Source organism: Streptomyces ochraceiscleroticus, from assembly GCF_000720485.1.
In the GTDB taxonomy this organism is placed as follows: domain Bacteria; phylum Actinomycetota; class Actinomycetes; order Streptomycetales; family Streptomycetaceae; genus Streptomyces; species Streptomyces ochraceiscleroticus.
The window spans coordinates 86,977-102,262 of the sequence record NZ_JOAX01000003.1 but is presented as its reverse complement, the minus strand read 5'-3'; the positions used below and the strand labels follow the sequence as shown (position 1 = coordinate 102,262).

Genomic DNA, 15,286 nt, shown 5'->3' with positions numbered 1-15,286 from the left:
CATTGGTGCCCGTGGGCCGCCGCAGGCCCGCGGGCACCGACGCCGCAGTCCCGTGTTCTCGTACATCATCCGCAGGTTGATCAGCGCAGTGATCCTGCTGCTGATCGTCAGCGCGGTCACCTTCGGCATCTTCTTCCTGCTGCCGAAGCTGGCCGGGCAGTCCTCCGACCAGCTCGCGCAGCAGTACATCGGCAAGGCCCCCACCCCCGCGGACATCGCCGCGGTGAAGAAGAACCTCGGCTTGGACAAGCCGGTGTACGAGCAGTACTGGGACTTCCTCAAGGGCATCTTCGTCGGCGTCGACTACAAGTTCGGTCCCGATGTGGCGCACTGCCACCGGCCGTGTTTCGGCTACTCCTTCAAGACCCACATCGAGGTCTGGCCCGAGATCCAGTCCCGGCTCCCGGTGACCCTCTCGCTGGCCGCCGGTGCCGCCGTGGTCTGGGTCGTCTCCGGCGTCGCCACCGGCGTGCTCTCCGCACTGCGCCCGGGCTCGCTCTTCGACCGGGCGGCGATGGGCGTGGCGCTGGCCGGCGTCTCGCTCCCCATGTTCTTCACCGGCGCCCTGGCGCTGGCCCTCTTCACGTACCAGTGGCCGATCTTCGAGCGCAGTGATTACGTACCCCTGCTGGAGGACCCGTTCGCCTGGGCACGCACCCTCGTCCTGCCCTGGGTCACCCTGGCGTTCCTCTACTCGGCGCTGTACGCCCGGCTCACCCGCGCCGGCATGCTGGAGACGCTGAACGAGGACTACATCCGTACCGCACGGGCCAAGGGCCTGCACGAGCGCAAGGTCGTCGTCCGGCACGGCCTGCGCGCCGCGCTCACCCCGATCATCACCGTCTTCGGCATGGACCTCGGCCTGCTGCTCGGCGGCGCGCTCATCACCGAGCAGGTCTTCTCCCTCCAGGGCGTGGGCGCCTTCGCCGTCCAGGCGATCACCGCCAACGACCTGCCCAACATCCTCGGCGTCACCCTGCTCGCCGCCTTCTTCATCGTCCTGTGCAACCTGGTGGTGGACGTCCTGTACGCCGCCGTCGACCCGCGGGTGAGGCTCTCGTGACCGACTCCGACGACCTGACCAAGACCACCACGGCAACGGATACGGCGGCGGCCCCGGCGGCGATCGCCGAGCCGGTCGCGGACGGGGGCGCGGCCCCCACCGCCTTCCTCGAAGTACGCGACCTCAAAGTCCACTTCCCGACCGACGACGGCGTCGTGAAGTCCGTCGACGGACTCTCCTTCAAGCTGGAGAAGGGCAAGACGCTCGGCATCGTCGGCGAGTCCGGCTCCGGCAAGTCCGTCACCTCGCTCGCCGTGATGGGCCTGCACCGCGCCTCCCGGCAGCAGCGCAGCAAGGTGCGGATGTCCGGCGAGATCTGGCTGGACGGCCAGGAGCTGATCGGCGCCGACCCCGACGACGTCCGGCGGCTGCGCGGCCGCGAGATGGCGATGATCTTCCAGGACCCGCTGTCCGCGCTGCACCCCTTCTACACGGTCGGCCAGCAGATCGTGGAGGCGTACCGCGTCCACCACGACGTCGACAAGAAGACCGCACGCAAGCGCGCGATCGAGATGCTGGACCGGGTCGGCATCCCGCAGCCGGACAAGCGGGTGGACGACCATCCGCACCAGTTCTCCGGCGGCATGCGGCAGCGCGCGATGATCGCGATGGCGCTGGTCAACAACCCCGAGCTGCTCATCGCCGACGAGCCGACCACCGCGCTGGACGTCACCGTCCAGGCGCAGATCCTGGACCTCATCCGGGACCTGCAGAAGGAGTTCGGCTCGGCCGTCGTCATCATCACCCACGACCTGGGCGTGGTCGCCGAGCTCGCGGACGACCTGCTGGTGATGTACGGCGGGCGGTGCGTGGAGCGCGGCCCGGCCGACAAGGTCTTCTACGAGCCGCAGCACCCCTACACCTGGGGTCTGCTCGGCTCGATGCCGCGCATCGACCGCGAGCAGACCGACCGCCTGATCCCGGTCAAGGGCTCCCCGCCCAGCCTGATCAACGTCCCCTCCGGCTGTGCCTTCAACCCGCGCTGCCCGTACGCGGACATCCCGAAGGACAACCTCACCCGTACCGTCCGCCCCGAGCTGCGCCAGGTCGACAATGGGGGCACCCCCGCCAATGAGGGCGTAGCCGGCGGGGGAGGCCACTTCTCCGCCTGCCACATGTCGCAGGAGGAGCGGGAGCGGATCTGGACCGAAGAGATTGCGCCGAAGCTGTGACCGAGACGACTGACGAGAAGACGACAGGGATCGCGGAGGCCGCCCCCGCGGCCGCGCCCCTGCTGAAGGTGCGTGGCCTGGTCCGGCACTTCCCGATCACCAAGGGCCTGCTCAAGCGCCAGGTCGGCGCCGTACAGGCGGTCGACGGCATCGACTTCGACGTGTACCCGGGCGAGACGCTGGGCGTGGTCGGCGAGTCCGGCTGCGGCAAGTCCACGATGGGCCGGCTGATCACGCGGCTGGACGAGCCGACCGGCGGCTCGATCGAGTTCGAGGGCCGGGACATCACGCATCTGTCGACCGGCGGGATGCGTCCGATGCGCCGCGACGTCCAGATGATCTTCCAGGACCCGTACGGCTCGCTGAACCCGCGGCACACCATCGGCGGCATCGTCGGCACCCCTTTCCGCCTCCAGAACGTCGAGCCCGAGGGCGGCGTGAAGAAGGAGGTCCAGCGGCTGCTGGAGCTGGTCGGGCTGAGCCCGGAGCACTACAACCGCTATCCGCACGAGTTCTCCGGCGGCCAGCGCCAGCGCATCGGCATCGCCCGCGCGCTCGCGCTCAAGCCCAAGCTGGTCGTCGCCGACGAGCCGGTCTCCGCGCTGGATGTCTCCATCCAGGCCCAGGTCGTGAACCTGATGGACGACCTCCAGGAGGAGCTGGGCCTCACCTACGTGATCATCGCGCACGACCTGTCCGTCATCCGGCACGTCTCGGACCGCATCGCGGTGATGTACCTCGGCAAGATCGTCGAGCTGGCGGACCGCACCTCCCTGTACGAGGCGCCGATGCACCCGTACACCAAGGCGCTGCTCTCCGCCGTCCCCGTACCGGACCCCAAGCGCCGCACCGAACGGGACCGCATCCTGCTCAAGGGCGACGTCCCCTCACCGATCAACCCCCCGTCCGGCTGCCGCTTCCGCACCCGCTGCTGGAAGGCGACGGAGGTCTGCGCGACGACGGAGCCGCCGCTGGTGGCACTCCGCACGGGCCACCAAGTGGCGTGCCACCACCCGGAGAACGCTCCTGACCAGGCCCCGGAAGACACTCCCGGCAAGGTGTCGAAGACCGCTCCGAAGTAGAGCGGGGGAGGGCCGCCGGGCACCGGGTCAGCAGCCCGGTGACCGGCGGCCAAGACGCCTCTACCGGCTGGTAATAATTCCGTGTACGGTGCACCGCATGGCAGAGGTGACCATAGGCAACAGCGAGTTCGACCGTGACACGGCCATCGTGCGCCGCTCTCCCGGCGTGTACGACGCGGAGCTCTCCGCGGGCTGGACGATCATTCACGCGGTCAACGGGGGCTACCTCCTCGCGCTGATGGGCCGGGCCCTGGGCGACGCGCTGCCGCACCCCGACCCGATGACGGTCACCGCCCACTACCTCACCGCTTCCCGGCCGGGCCCTGCCGTGATCCGCACCGAGGTCGTCCGCACCGGCCGCACCATGTCCACCGGTACCGCGACCCTCGTCCAGTTCGAGGACGACGGCACCGAGGTCGAGCGGCTGCGCGTACTGGCCGCCTACGGCGACCTCGACGCGCTCCCGGACGACGTCCGCACCACCGCCAAGCCGCCGGCCATGCCCCCGTACGAGGAGTGCTTCGGTACGGACGCGGCGCCCGAAGGCCGCCCCGCGCTCCCCGGTAGCTCGGCGATCACCGCCCGGCTCGACGTCCGGCTGGACCCCGCGACCTGCGGCTGGGCCGTCGGCGCGCCCAGCGGCAACGGCGAGATGCGCGGCTGGTTCGGCCTCGCCGACGGCCGCGACGCCGACCCGCTCTCCCTCCTCCTCACGGTCGACGCGCTGCCGCCGACCGCCTTCGAGATGGGCCTGAAGGGCTGGGTCCCCACGGTCGAGCTGACCACCCACATCCGCTGCCGCCCGGCGCCCGGCCCGCTCCGTGTCTCGATCACCACCCGCAACCTCGCCGGCGGCTTCCTGGAGGAGGACGCCGAGGTCTGGGACGCCAACGACCGCCTGGTCGCGCAGTCCCGGCAGCTTGCCCGGGCGCTGCTGGACTGACCGCACCCGGGCGCGCGGCGGCCGGGCGCGCCCGGCCGCGGTTCCGGGGCGCTCTCGCCAGGGGTTTTGCGGCGCTCGGCCCGGGTTTTGTGGAGGGTGCCTCCGAGCGCCGGGTATGCGCTCCCGCAGGGCGCCCGGCAGCTCGTAGAATCGTGCGCACCATGGTTTACCTCGACCACGCCGCCACCACCCCGATGCTTCCGGAAGCGGTGCAGGCGATGACCGCCCAGCTCGCCGTCACCGGCAATGCCTCCTCGCTGCATGCCGCCGGCCGGCGTGCCCGCCGTACCGTCGAGGAGGCCAGGGAATCCCTCGCCGCCTCGCTCGGCGCACGCCCCAGTGAGGTCGTCTTCACCGCGGGCGGCACGGAGGCCGACAACCTCGCCGTCAAGGGCCTGTACTGGGCCCGCCGGGACGCCGAGCCGTCCCGTACCCGCGTACTCGCCAGCCCCGTCGAGCACCACGCCGTGCTCGACGCGGTCGAGTGGCTCGCCGAGCACGAGGGCGCGCGCGTGGAGTGGCTGCCGGTGGACGCCTACGGGCGCGTGCACCCGGACGCGCTTCGCGAGGCGATCACCACGGACCCCTCGGACGTCGCGCTGGTCACCGTCATGTGGGCCAACAACGAGATAGGGACCGTCCAGCCGGTCGCAGAACTGGCCTCAGTGGCGCGCGAGTTCGACATCCCGATGCACTCGGACGCGGTCCAGGCGTTCGGGCAGCTCGAGGTCGACTTCGCCGCCAGTGGGCTGGCCGCCATGACCGTCTCCGGCCACAAGATCGGCGGTCCGTACGGCATCGGGGCGCTGCTGCTGGGGCGGGAGTACGCGCCGGTGCCCGTGCTGCACGGCGGCGGCCAGGAGCGCCACGTACGCTCCGGCACCCTCGACACGCCCGCGATCGCCGCCTTCGCCGCGGCTGGACGGCATGCCGTCGCGCACCGTGAGGAGTTCGTGCGCGAGATCGGCGCCCTGCGTGATGAGCTGATCACGGCCGTACGGGCCGCCGCGCCCGACGCTGTCCTCGGCGGCGACCCGGACCCGGCCGGGCGCCTCCCCGCCAACGCGCACTTCTCCTTCCCCGGCTGCGAGGGCGACTCCCTGCTCCTCCTCCTGGACGCGCAGGGCATCGAGTGCTCCACCGGCTCGGCCTGCACGGCCGGCGTCGCCCAGCCCAGCCACGTCCTCCTCGCCACCGGCATGACCCCGGACCTGGCCCGCGGCACCCTCCGCTTCTCCCTCGGCCACACCTCCACGAAGGAGGACGTGGCGGCCCTGGCGGAGGCGATCGGCCCGGTGGTCGAACGTGCACGGAGCGCGGGGCTCAGCTGAGCCGGGCGGGGTGGCCGGCCCGGGCCCCGGGGCGCTAGGCCGGGGCCTTCCCCGGGTCCCGGCCCTTGCCCGGGTTCCGGGACAGCGCCTCCCGTACGAGGTCCATGTACCGGTCCCAGTCCCAGAGCGGCCCGGGGTCGGTGTGATCCGCCCCCGGGACCTCCACGTGCCCCACGATGTGCTCCCGGTCGGCCGGGAACCCGTACCGCGCGCAGATGTCCGCCGTCAGCCGCGCCGAACTCCCGTACATCGCGGCCGTGAAGTCCTGCGGCCGGTCGACGAAGCCCTCGTGCTCGATGCCGATGCTGCGCTCGTTGTACCCCCGGTTGCCCGCGTGAAAGGCGACATCCAGCTCGCGGACGGTCTGCGCGACATGCCCGTCCTTCCGGACGACATAGTGCGCGGCCGCGCCGTGCGCGGGATTGCGGAAGACCCGCAGGGCGGTCGCATAGCTGCCCTGCACGACATGGATCACCACCCGGTCGATCACGTAGTCGGCCGGCCGGTCGGCGCGCCGCCAGTTCGCCCCGGACGCGGCGGACCACTGCGCGCTCTGGTAGTCCACCTCGCCCGGTTTGCGCGGTTTCTCCTGGCCGGGCAGCCGCCACCACCAGCGCTCCAGCCGGTCGTGCGCCGCCAGCCCCCCGGCCGCCACCGCGACCGTCCCGCCGATCAGCACCGCGCGGCGGCCGATGTTTCTGCGGGCCGTGTGATCACCGTCTCCCATGCGCTGAACAACGCTCACCACCCGGCTCACGGTTCCGCCCGGCGGCCGGGACCCCGCTCGCTTCCACTCCCGCCAGTGGTTCCGTCTACTCTGGAAGAGCTATGACTGACGCTCCCCGCCGCCTCCGTGTGCTCGCCGCCATGTCCGGCGGTGTCGACTCCGCCGTCGCCGCCGCCCGCGCCGCCGAGGCGGGCCACGACGTGACCGGCGTACACCTCGCGCTCTCCGAGAACCCCAAATCCTTCCGCACCGGCGCGCGCGGCTGCTGCACGATCGAGGACTCGCACGACGCCCGCCGGGCCGCCGACGTCATCGGCATCCCCTTCTACGTCTGGGACCTCGCCGAACGCTTCCGCGAGGACGTCGTCGACGACTTCGTCGCGGAGTACGAGGCGGGCCGCACGCCCAACCCCTGCCTCCGCTGCAACGAAAAGATCAAGTTCGCCGCCCTCCTCGACAAGGCCCTCGCCCTCGGCTTCGACGCGGTCTGCACCGGCCACTACGCCACGGTCGTGACCCGCGAGGACGGCACCCGCGAGCTGCACCGCGCCTCCGACATGGCCAAGGACCAGTCCTACGTCCTCGGCGTCCTGGACGAGCGCCAGCTCGCGCACGCGATGTTCCCCCTCGGCGACACGCTCACCACCAAGGCGGAGATCCGCGAAGAAGCCGCCCGCCGCGGCCTCTTCGTCGCCAAGAAGCCCGACAGCCACGACATCTGCTTCATCGCCGACGGCGACACCCAGGGCTTCCTCGCGAAGCGACTGGGCCGCGCCGAGGGCGACATCGTCGACGAGTCCGGTACGAAGCTGGGCACCCACGAGGGCGCGTACGGCTACACCATCGGCCAGCGCAAGGGCCTCCGCATCGGCACCCCGGCCCCCGACGGCAAGCCGCGCTACGTCCTGGACATCTCCCCGGTCGACAACACGGTCACGGTCGGCCCGGCGGCGTCCCTCGACGTCACCGCCCTCACCGCCATCCGCCCCCGCTGGTGCGGCACCGCCCCGACGGCGGGCCCCCGCCCGTATACGGCCCAGCTCCGCGCCCATGGCGAGGAGACCGAGGTCACGGCCGAGACGACCAAGGACGGCCTCGCGGTCACCTTCGCGGAACCGGTCCGCGGCGTGGCCCCCGGCCAGGCGATCGTCCTGTACGACGGGACGAGGGTGGTCGGCTCGGCGACGATCGCGAGCACCACGCGGGCCACGGCGGGCGTCTAGCGGGCCACGGCGGGCATCTAGCGGGCCACGGCGGGCGCCCAGCGGGCCACGGCGGGCGTTCAGCAGGGACGGCCGGGACGGCGGGCCTGGCGGCAGACATCCTGGCCGGGCCAGGCGGCAGAAACCGCCCCATCTGACGAGACGACGCCCATGCGTGGACCTGTGTACGCCGTTTATGCAGGTCAGCGGCGCGCTCTGTACGATCTGCAGCCGCTGCACACTACAGGCGCCGACGGTGCTGCCTGGACGCATCGCGCCGACGTCATACGGGGGTATCACGTGTTCGGAATAGTCAGGCCCTGCACTCACCGCCTGACCGAAGGGCTCAAAGCGGAGTGGATGGCCCATCTGTGCGGCCTCTGCCTCGCGCTGCGTAACGATCATGGGCAGTTCGCCCGGGTGGTCACGAACTACGACGGCTTGATCGTTTCCGTACTGACGGATGCTCAGGCCGGTCACGCGGAGGCCGGGCGCCGGACCGCCGGGCCCTGCCCGCTGCGCGGCATGCGCACCGCTTCGGTGGCGAAGGGGGAGGGCGCGCGGCTCGCCGCGTCGGTCTCCCTCGTGCTCGCCTCGGCGAAGATCCGCGATCATGTCGCAGACCAGGACGGACTCCTGCGCCGCCGCCCCGTCGCCGCCGCCGCGCGCAAGGTCGCCACCGGCTGGCACCGGGCCGGAACGCGTACCGGCTCCACGGTCGGCTTCGACACCGCCGTACTGGTCGACGCGGTCGACCGGCAGCCGGCCGTCGAGCGGCTGGCCGGCCCCGGCACACCGCTGACGGTCATCACCGAGCCGACCGAGACGGCGACCGCCGCGGCCTTCGCCCACACGGCAGTCCTGGCGGGCCGCCCCGGCAACGCCGAACCGCTCGCCGAGGCCGGCCGCCTCTTCGGCCGGCTCGCCCACCTCCTCGACGCCGTGGAAGACCGTGCGACGGACGCCGCCGAGGGCGCCTGGAACCCACTCACCGCCACGGGCACCGGCCTCGAGCAGGCCCGCCGCGTCTGCGACGACGCACTCCACGGCATCCGACTCGCCCTCCGCGATGTCGACTTCGCCGACGCCAAGCTCGTACACATCCTGCTCGTCCACGAACTCCGCCGCGCGGTGGACCGCGCCTTCGGCACGACATCGTGCCGCCACGCGGGCCATGACGGCGCCGCCGGTCAACCGCCCCAGTACGGCCAGGCAGCGCCGTACGGTGCGCCTCCGGCCGGCGGCCCGTACTACGCCCAGGGGCAGCAGCCCCTGAACGGCCCACAGAACCCGTACAGCGGGGGCCACGGCGGAGGCGCGGGAGGAGCCGGAGGGTTCGGAGGGTCCGGAGACTTCGGGAAAGGCCCCCACCAGCCGAAGAAACCCCGCGGCTTCTTCGCCGGCTGCGCCGCCTTCATCGGCCTCTGCTGCACCTGCCGGCTCTGCTGCGCCGACGATTACGAGGGCCCCTGGTCCCGGAAGAAGCGCAAGGGCTGCCTCAGCGACTGCTGCGAGGGCTGTCAGTGCTGCGAGGCATGTCAGTGCTGCGAGGTCTGTGAGTGCTGCGCCTGCTGCGACTGCGGCTGCTGACCGCCGCCCCACCGGTGTACGGTCAGCCGGCTTCCGGCACCCCCTGCGCGAACGCGAGGAACTCCGCCCAGGCGGTGGGGGAGACGGCGAAGTGGGGGCGCGCTGTGTCCTTGGAGTCGCGGACGTGTATGGCACGGGGGGCGGTCGCCACCTCGACGCAGGCTTCGCCCTCGCTGCCGCTGTGACTCGACTTGCGCCAAGCAGCACCCACCTCGATGCACGCTTCGCCCGTGCCGCCGCTGTGACTGGACTTCCGCCAGGTCACGGCAACCTCGATGCATGCCTCGTCCTGACCGCCGCTGTAGCTGCTCTTGAACCACGCCAGATCGGTTTTCATGACTCTCCTGTCAGCAGTCGCTGAATGAAAGCTCGCGACGCCTCGGCATCGAGGGCCTGTGCCCGCAGCGTGCCATAGCGGTGGCTCAGCACGCTGATGTCGTCGGGCTCGGTCAGGAAGTAACTTCCCTGCTGGCCCGAGACGTAGCCGACGGTGTGGTGGTCCGGAGTCTCCAGCAGCGTCATCGGGCCGTCCACCCCCGCATGCGTCTCCCGGGACAGCGGCATGATCTGAAGCTGCACGTTGTGCAGTTGGGAGATCTTGAGCAGGTTGCGCAGCTCGCCCTCCCACACATCCCGCCCGCCGATCTTCCGCAGCAGCGTCGACTCCTCCAGCACGAAGGTCATCCGGCACGCGGGCGTGCGCGTGAGCAGCTTCTGTGTGGCCAGGCGCGCCTGGACGGACTGCTCGATCTCCTCTTCGGTCATGCTGGGTCTGACGGACCGGAAGACCGCCTGCGCGCACTCCTTCGTCTGCAGCTGGCCGTGCAGGAAGTGCGTCGAGTAGACATGCAGGGCAAGCGCCTGCGCCTGGAGGTGGACGTACTCCTCCGCCCACGCCGGGTGATGTTTCTCCGACACGTCCGGCGCCAGGACACAGAGCAGGCCGTCCGCGCCCAGTACCGCGTCCACCGCGTCCACGTACCCCGGCTTCGGGGGTCTTTCGCCGCGCTCGACCATCGCGATGAAGGACTCGGAGTACGGGATGAGCGCGGACAGCTCGCGGCGGGTCAGGTCGCGTTTCTCGCGCAGGTAACGGGACTGCTTGCCGAAGATCAGGAGACTGGTGGGAGGTTCTTTGGACTTGGGCATCGGGCATCCTCCGCTGGCGCCGGTCGTACGTCGTACCGCACTGCACGGATCGCACACCCGCTGCCCGTCTCCGCACAACGAATCCGATCCAGTACGCAGAGTAACCGCGGCCACTGACAATCGACTCCATGACGGATGAAACGCCTGGTGAAGCGTCTGAAGTACCCGTTCACGCCCTGCGGTTGCTGCCGTGGACGACCCCTGACGGCCGCCCCTGCTACCTCTCGACCGACGGCACGGGGCCCGTGTCCGCGCTCGCCGACAGCGTCGAGCAGATCCAGCTCGGGATGGGGGCGGAGCTACTGCAATACGCCCGTGCGATGCACGCCGACCCGAAGGTCACGGACGCCGAGTTCCGCTACCTGGCCCTCCGCCTGGCGGAGGCGCTGAGTGATGCCCTGCGCGTGGCGGACTGCCGTGCCCGTCGGTGATCAGAGGACTGCCGGAGGGCTAGCCGCCATTCAGAGCCGCGAGGCCCTTGCGGAGGTCTTCCACGTTCATGACCGGCGTGTACTGGACCTTGGCGCCGAGTTCGAGGAAGAACGGCTCTCCGGTCTTCGGCATCTGGGACGGGTCCTGCATATCGAAGAAGATAAATGCAGTACGGATTCCATCCTGGGTGGTGAAATAGGCCGCTTCGGGGCGGAGGTTCGCCAGCGCGTTCTCGATGGTCTTCGGAAGCGTGCCGTTCGTGATGGCATCGTTGGCCGTTGGTGTGTCGAGCTGAACCTTGAGCAGCATTCGCATGAGAAACCCCTTTCCGGCCGGGCGGGTGCTCCTTGAGGGGTACCGGACGGGCCCGGTCGCGCATGTCTCCAGCGTCCCGCTGCTCCGCCGAGGGGGCAACGCGGGAGCGGTGCCCCGCCGGTCGTGCACCGGGAGTTCCTCTCGGGTTCCCGGAGAACCGGATACCGTGCGTGGCGGGCGGGAACATAGAGTCGCGGAGCGACGGGACGTCAACGGCCGTCTATGGGAAGGGAAAAGAACGTGACGGTGCAAGCGGAACGTGCGGGACTTACGGAGGACAAGGCCGCCGGGGATCATCGGGCCGGGCCGGCCGGCCTGTATGCCGAGCTGGTCCGGCGCAATCCCGGGGAGCCGGAATTCCACCAGGCGGCTCTGGAGGTACTGGAGACCCTCGACCCGGTGCTCGCCGTGCGCCGTGAGCTCGCCGACGCCCGCATTCTGGAGCGCGTCGTCGAGCCGGAGCGGCAGATCATGTTCCGGGTGCCGTGGCTGGACGACAAGGGAAAGATCCACGTCAACCGTGGTTTCCGGGTGGAGTTCAACAGCGCCCTCGGTCCCTACAAGGGCGGCCTGCGCTTCCACTCCTCGGTCAACCTCGGCATCGTGAAATTCCTCGGGTTCGAGCAGATCTTCAAGAATGCACTCACTGGACTGAACATCGGCGGTGGCAAGGGCGGCAGCGACTTCGACCCGCACGGCCGGTCCGACGCTGAGGTCATGCGGTTCTGCCAGTCCTTCATGACCGAGCTGCACCGCCACCTCGGGGAGCACACTGACGTGCCGGCCGGTGACATCGGCGTCGGCGCTCGCGAGATCGGCTACCTGTTCGGCCAGTACCGGCGGATCACCAACCGCTGGGAGGCCGGTGTGCTCACCGGCAAGGGCCTGGAGTGGGGCGGCTCCCTGGTCCGTACGGAGGCCACCGGCTACGGGAACGTACTGTTCACCGCCGAGATGCTCAAGGAGCGCGGCGAGGACCTGGACGGCCGGCAGGTCGTGGTCTCCGGTTCCGGCAATGTCGCGATCTACACGATCGAGAAGGCGCAGGCCCTCGGTGCGAACGTGCTGACCTGCTCGGACTCCGGCGGCTACGTCGTGGACGAGAAGGGCATCGATCTCGATCTGCTGAAGCAGATCAAGGAGGTCGAGCGCGGCCGCATCAGCGACTACGCGGAGCGGCGCGGGTCCTCGGCGACGTACGTGCCCGGCGGGTCCGTGTGGGACGTCCCCGCCGATGTGGCGCTGCCCTCGGCCACGCAGAACGAGCTGGACGAGGAGGCCGCGCGCGTCCTGGTGGGCAACGGCGTGAAGGCGGTGTCCGAGGGCGCGAACATGCCCACGACGCCCGGTGCGGTCGCGGTGTTCCGGGAGGCCGGGGTGGCCTTCGGGCCCGGTAAGGCGGCCAACGCGGGCGGTGTCGCGACGAGCGCGCTGGAGATGCGGCAGAACTCCGCGCGGGAGTCGTGGACCTTCGAGCGTACGGAGGGCGAGCTCGCGGCCATCATGCGGAACATCCACCGCACGTGCTTCGAGACGGCGGAGCGGTACGGCCGCCCCGGTGACTACGTCGTGGGCGCGAACATCGCCGGGTTCGAGCGGGTCGCGGACGCGATGCTGGTGCAGGGGCTGATCTGACGCGGCCCGTGACGGGTGGGCGGGGATCGAGGTGCGCCCCCTGCCCGCCCGTGACGAGTGGGCGGGGGACCGTCGTCCGTCCTCTGCCCACCCGTATCGTTGCCGTATGAACATTTGTGTCTTCTGCTCCGCCGCCGACCTCTCCGAGAGCTACACCGTCCCCGCCCGTGAATTCGCCGAGCTGATCGGCAAGGGCGGGCACGCGCTGGTCTGGGGCGGCTCGGACACCGGCCTGATGAAGGTCATGGCCGACGGCGTGCAGGAGAACGGCGGCCGGCTCATCGGTATTTCGGTGGAGTTCCTGGCCCACAAGGCGCGCGCGGGCGCGGACGAGATGGTGATCACCGCGGACCTCGCCGAGCGCAAGGCGGCGCTGCTCGCCCGCGCCGACGCCATCGTGGTGATGGTCGGCGGCACCGGCACGCTGGACGAGGCCACCGAGATCCTTGAGCTGAAGAAGCACGGCCTGAACACCAAGCCCGTCGTCATCCTGAACACGAACGGCTTCTACGACGGCCTCAAGCAGCAGTTCCAGCGCATGGAGGAGGAGAACTTCCTCCCGGTACCGCTCACCGAGCTGGCCTTCTTCGCGGAGGACGGCGTGGGCGCGCTGGCTTACCTGGAGGAGCAGGCGGGGGTACAGAGCTGAACTCTTGCGCGGCGAGTCAGTACGACTTTCGCGCGGGCCCCGATTGCGCAGCCCCGGAGACCCCCACCAGGGGGTTACCCAGGCGGGGGCGCGGATATCCGGAGGTCGTTAGGATCGCCCCATGGGTACGCACTTGATCACCGGCGCAGGATCGGGCATCGGGGCGGCGGTCGCGCGGCGGCTGGCCGACCGGGGGGAGGAGCTGTGGCTGCTGGCCCGGGACGCGGGCCGCGCCAAGGAGCTGGCCGCGCAGTTCCCCGGGGCCCGCGCGGTCGTCGGTGACCTCGGCGTACCGGAGAAGCTCGCCTGGGCGCTCGGCCACCAGACGCTGCCCGACCGGCTGGACTCCGTCCTGCACATCGCGGGCGTCGTCGAGCTGGGCGCGGTCGCCGACCTGCCCGCCAAGAGCTGGCAGCGCCAGCTCACCGCCAACCTGGTCGCGCCGGCCGAGCTGACCCGCCTCTTCCTGCCGCAGCTCCGGCTCGCGCAGGGCCACGTGGTCTTCGTCAACTCCGGCGCGGGGCTGCGCGCGAACCCGCAGTGGGGCGCGTACGCGGCCAGTAAGCACGGCCTGAAGGCGCTGGCGGACGCGCTGCGCGCCGAGGAGCACGACAACGGGGTGCGGGTCACCTCCGTCTACCCGGGGCGCACCGCGACCGCCATGCAGGCCACCGTGCACCAGCAGGAGGGCAAGGAGTACGACCCGTCCCGCTGGATCGACCCCGAGTCGATCGCGACGACGGTCCTCACGGCCCTCGACCTCCCCAGGGACGCGGAGATCACCGATCTCTCGGTGCGCCCGGGAAGCTGACGCCCCGGCCGTACGCAAGGTCGCACGGGCGCAGCCACACGGCCACGCCGCATAGGGTCGGACGCGTGAGCGACAAGACCACTAACCCCTGGGGCGCCCGCGCGGCCACCGGTATCGGGTCGATGCCCGGTGGCGACGCGCGCGAGGCCGCGAAGACCGTCACCGGATCCCTGGACCGGCTGCCGTACCTGCCCGAGCTGCCCGCCAGAGGGCCCGGTGCCGACATGATCGGCCGGACCGCCGGGCTGCTCGTCGAGGTGTACGCGCATGTGGAGCCCAGCGGCTGGCGGATCAGCGACCGGCCGGGCCGGGACACCCGCCGGGCCCGGTCCTGGCTCGGCGAGGACCTCGACGCGCTGGAGGAGTTCACGCAGGGGTACGAGGGTGCCCTGAAGGTCTCGGCCGTCGGTCCCTGGACCCTGGCCGCCTCCCTGGAGCTGCGCAACGGGGAAGCCGCGCTGAGCGACCCGGGCGCCTGCCGGGACCTGGCCGCCTCGCTGGCGGAGGGGCTGCGCGGGCACCTCGCGGACGTACGGCGGCGAGTACCCGGCGCACGGATCGCCCTCCAGCTCGACGAGCCGTCGCTGACCTCCGTACTGCGCGGCAGCGTGAAGAGCGCGAGCGGCTACCGCACCCACCGCGCCGTGGACCGCGCCGTCGTCGAGGGCGCCCTCCGCGACATCATCGAAGCGGCGAACCCTGCACGGGCAGACGCGGGCCCCGCACAAGCCGACGCGGGCCGCGCGCAGGCCGATGCGGGCGCCGCACAGGCCGGCCGTACGCCCGTGATCATCCACTCCTGCGCCCCCGACGTCCCGTTCGCGCTGCTGCGCCGGGCCGGCGCGACCGGTATCGCGTGCGACTTCTCACTGCTCACCGAGCGTGACGACGAGGCGATCGGCGAGGCCGTCGAGGGCGGTACGACGCTCTTCGCCGGCGTCGTGCCGGGCACCGACGGCCCATTGTCAGACCCTGCCGGTAGCGTCATGGGTGTCAGGACGCTGTGGCGCAGGCTGGGGCTGAATCCGGGGACTCTCAGCGAGTCCGTGGTGATCACTCCCGCGTGCGGGCTCGCGGGCGCTTCGCCCGACTATGCCCGTAAGGTGCTCGCCCATTGCGTCCGGGCGGCGGGATCGCTCGCGGACAACCCTGAGTGAGCGCACTCAAGGACACGGGAGGACAGAC

16 protein-coding genes are annotated in these 15,286 nt (G+C 71.0%); 12 read left to right on the top strand and 4 right to left on the bottom strand.

Annotated features, from left to right (window positions below):
- Positions 1-52 precede the first annotated feature (52 nt).
- The 5 genes from IG84_RS0104705 (at position 53) to IG84_RS0104685 (ending at position 5,591) form a co-directional block, all read left to right on the top strand.
- Positions 53-1,063 (top strand): ABC transporter permease, encoded by a 1,011-nt coding sequence (locus IG84_RS0104705; protein WP_031051651.1) that lies wholly within the window; start codon positions 53-55, stop codon positions 1,061-1,063.
- The gene (locus tag IG84_RS0104700) at positions 1,060-2,235 is read left to right on the top strand and encodes an ABC transporter ATP-binding protein (RefSeq protein ID WP_382467308.1); all 1,176 of its coding nucleotides are present in this window, start codon (positions 1,060-1,062) and stop codon (positions 2,233-2,235) included. Before IG84_RS0104705 ends, IG84_RS0104700 begins: the two co-directional genes overlap by 4 nt.
- The gene (locus tag IG84_RS0104695) at positions 2,232-3,317 is read left to right on the top strand and encodes an ABC transporter ATP-binding protein (RefSeq protein ID WP_051861389.1); all 1,086 of its coding nucleotides are present in this window, start codon (positions 2,232-2,234) and stop codon (positions 3,315-3,317) included. The genes IG84_RS0104700 and IG84_RS0104695 overlap by 4 nt, the downstream gene beginning before the upstream one ends.
- Positions 3,318-3,414: 97 nt before the next feature.
- Positions 3,415-4,260, top strand: a complete 846-nt coding sequence (locus tag IG84_RS0104690) for a thioesterase family protein (protein WP_031051646.1) — start codon at positions 3,415-3,417, stop codon at positions 4,258-4,260.
- 161 nt (positions 4,261-4,421) lie between these two features.
- Positions 4,422-5,591, top strand: a complete 1,170-nt coding sequence (locus IG84_RS0104685; RefSeq protein ID WP_031051643.1) for a cysteine desulfurase family protein — start codon at positions 4,422-4,424, stop codon at positions 5,589-5,591.
- Between the two features lie 34 nt (positions 5,592-5,625).
- On the opposite strand, the gene IG84_RS0104680 is transcribed toward IG84_RS0104685, so the two are convergent.
- Positions 5,626-6,318, bottom strand: coding sequence for an N-acetylmuramoyl-L-alanine amidase (locus IG84_RS0104680; protein ID WP_031051641.1), 693 nt, complete (start codon positions 6,316-6,318; stop codon positions 5,626-5,628).
- A 101-nt stretch (positions 6,319-6,419) separates the two neighbouring features.
- On the opposite strand from IG84_RS0104680, the gene mnmA reads away from it, so the two are divergent.
- A complete protein-coding gene (gene mnmA, locus IG84_RS0104675) occupies positions 6,420-7,541 on the top strand; it encodes a tRNA 2-thiouridine(34) synthase MnmA (RefSeq protein WP_031051640.1) in 1,122 nt (373 codons plus the stop codon).
- 279 nt (positions 7,542-7,820) lie between these two features.
- Positions 7,821-9,110 (top strand): DUF5685 family protein, encoded by a 1,290-nt coding sequence (locus IG84_RS0104670; protein WP_031051639.1) that lies wholly within the window; start codon positions 7,821-7,823, stop codon positions 9,108-9,110.
- A 22-nt stretch (positions 9,111-9,132) separates the two neighbouring features.
- Here the strand turns inward: IG84_RS0104670 and IG84_RS0104665 are convergent, their stop codons facing one another.
- The gene (locus IG84_RS0104665; protein WP_031051637.1) at positions 9,133-9,447 is read right to left on the bottom strand and encodes a DUF397 domain-containing protein; all 315 of its coding nucleotides are present in this window, start codon (positions 9,445-9,447) and stop codon (positions 9,133-9,135) included.
- Positions 9,444-10,259: a helix-turn-helix domain-containing protein gene (locus IG84_RS0104660; RefSeq protein WP_031051635.1), complete on the bottom strand. Its 816-nt coding sequence runs from the start codon at positions 10,257-10,259 to the stop codon at positions 9,444-9,446. The genes IG84_RS0104665 and IG84_RS0104660 overlap by 4 nt, the downstream gene beginning before the upstream one ends.
- Positions 10,260-10,387: 128 nt before the next feature.
- Between IG84_RS0104660 and IG84_RS0104655 the strand changes: the two genes are divergently transcribed.
- Entirely contained in the window at positions 10,388-10,690 is a 303-nt protein-coding gene (locus IG84_RS0104655) for a hypothetical protein (RefSeq protein WP_051861387.1), read from the top strand.
- A gap of 19 nt (positions 10,691-10,709) precedes the next feature.
- On the opposite strand, the gene IG84_RS0104650 is transcribed toward IG84_RS0104655, so the two are convergent.
- On the bottom strand, positions 10,710-11,006 hold the full coding sequence (locus tag IG84_RS0104650; protein WP_031051631.1) for a hypothetical protein: 297 nt from the start codon (positions 11,004-11,006) through the stop codon (positions 10,710-10,712).
- 315 nt (positions 11,007-11,321) lie between these two features.
- Here IG84_RS0104650 and gdhA point away from each other — a divergent pair, with 315 nt between their 5' ends.
- From gdhA to IG84_RS0104630, 4 genes are all read left to right on the top strand, one after another.
- Positions 11,322-12,641, top strand: a complete 1,320-nt coding sequence (gene gdhA, locus IG84_RS0104645) for an NADP-specific glutamate dehydrogenase (protein WP_031051629.1) — start codon at positions 11,322-11,324, stop codon at positions 12,639-12,641.
- 106 nt (positions 12,642-12,747) lie between these two features.
- Positions 12,748-13,290 carry an LOG family protein gene (locus tag IG84_RS0104640; protein ID WP_031051627.1) on the top strand — a complete coding sequence of 181 codons (543 nt, stop codon included), beginning with the start codon at positions 12,748-12,750 and terminating at the stop codon, positions 13,288-13,290.
- A 121-nt stretch (positions 13,291-13,411) separates the two neighbouring features.
- Complete coding sequence (locus IG84_RS0104635; protein WP_031051624.1) at positions 13,412-14,101, top strand: SDR family oxidoreductase; 690 nt, start codon at positions 13,412-13,414, stop codon at positions 14,099-14,101.
- A 122-nt stretch (positions 14,102-14,223) separates the two neighbouring features.
- On the top strand, positions 14,224-15,258 hold the full coding sequence (locus tag IG84_RS0104630) for a methionine synthase (RefSeq protein WP_037799292.1): 1,035 nt from the start codon (positions 14,224-14,226) through the stop codon (positions 15,256-15,258).
- Positions 15,259-15,286 lie beyond the last annotated feature (28 nt).

Bases quoted from the DNA above. Each gene is read 5' to 3' on its own strand.
- IG84_RS0104635 (WP_031051624.1), top strand. From the start codon at position 13,412: ATGGGTACGCACTTGATCACCGGCGCAGGATCGGGCATCGGGGCGGCG.
- IG84_RS0104690 (WP_031051646.1), top strand. From the start codon at position 3,415: ATGGCAGAGGTGACCATAGGCAACAGCGAGTTCGACCGTGACACGGCC.
- IG84_RS0104660 (WP_031051635.1), bottom strand. From the start codon at position 10,259: ATGCCCAAGTCCAAAGAACCTCCCACCAGTCTCCTGATCTTCGGCAAG.
- IG84_RS0104640 (WP_031051627.1), top strand. From the start codon at position 12,748: ATGAACATTTGTGTCTTCTGCTCCGCCGCCGACCTCTCCGAGAGCTAC.
- mnmA (WP_031051640.1), top strand. From the start codon at position 6,420: ATGACTGACGCTCCCCGCCGCCTCCGTGTGCTCGCCGCCATGTCCGGC.
- IG84_RS0104680 (WP_031051641.1), bottom strand. From the start codon at position 6,318: ATGGGAGACGGTGATCACACGGCCCGCAGAAACATCGGCCGCCGCGCG.
- IG84_RS0104655 (WP_051861387.1), top strand. From the start codon at position 10,388: ATGACGGATGAAACGCCTGGTGAAGCGTCTGAAGTACCCGTTCACGCC.
- IG84_RS0104665 (WP_031051637.1), bottom strand. From the start codon at position 9,447: ATGAAAACCGATCTGGCGTGGTTCAAGAGCAGCTACAGCGGCGGTCAG.
- IG84_RS0104630 (WP_037799292.1), top strand. From the start codon at position 14,224: ATGCCCGGTGGCGACGCGCGCGAGGCCGCGAAGACCGTCACCGGATCC.
- IG84_RS0104685 (WP_031051643.1), top strand. From the start codon at position 4,422: ATGGTTTACCTCGACCACGCCGCCACCACCCCGATGCTTCCGGAAGCG.
- IG84_RS0104650 (WP_031051631.1), bottom strand. From the start codon at position 11,006: ATGCGAATGCTGCTCAAGGTTCAGCTCGACACACCAACGGCCAACGAT.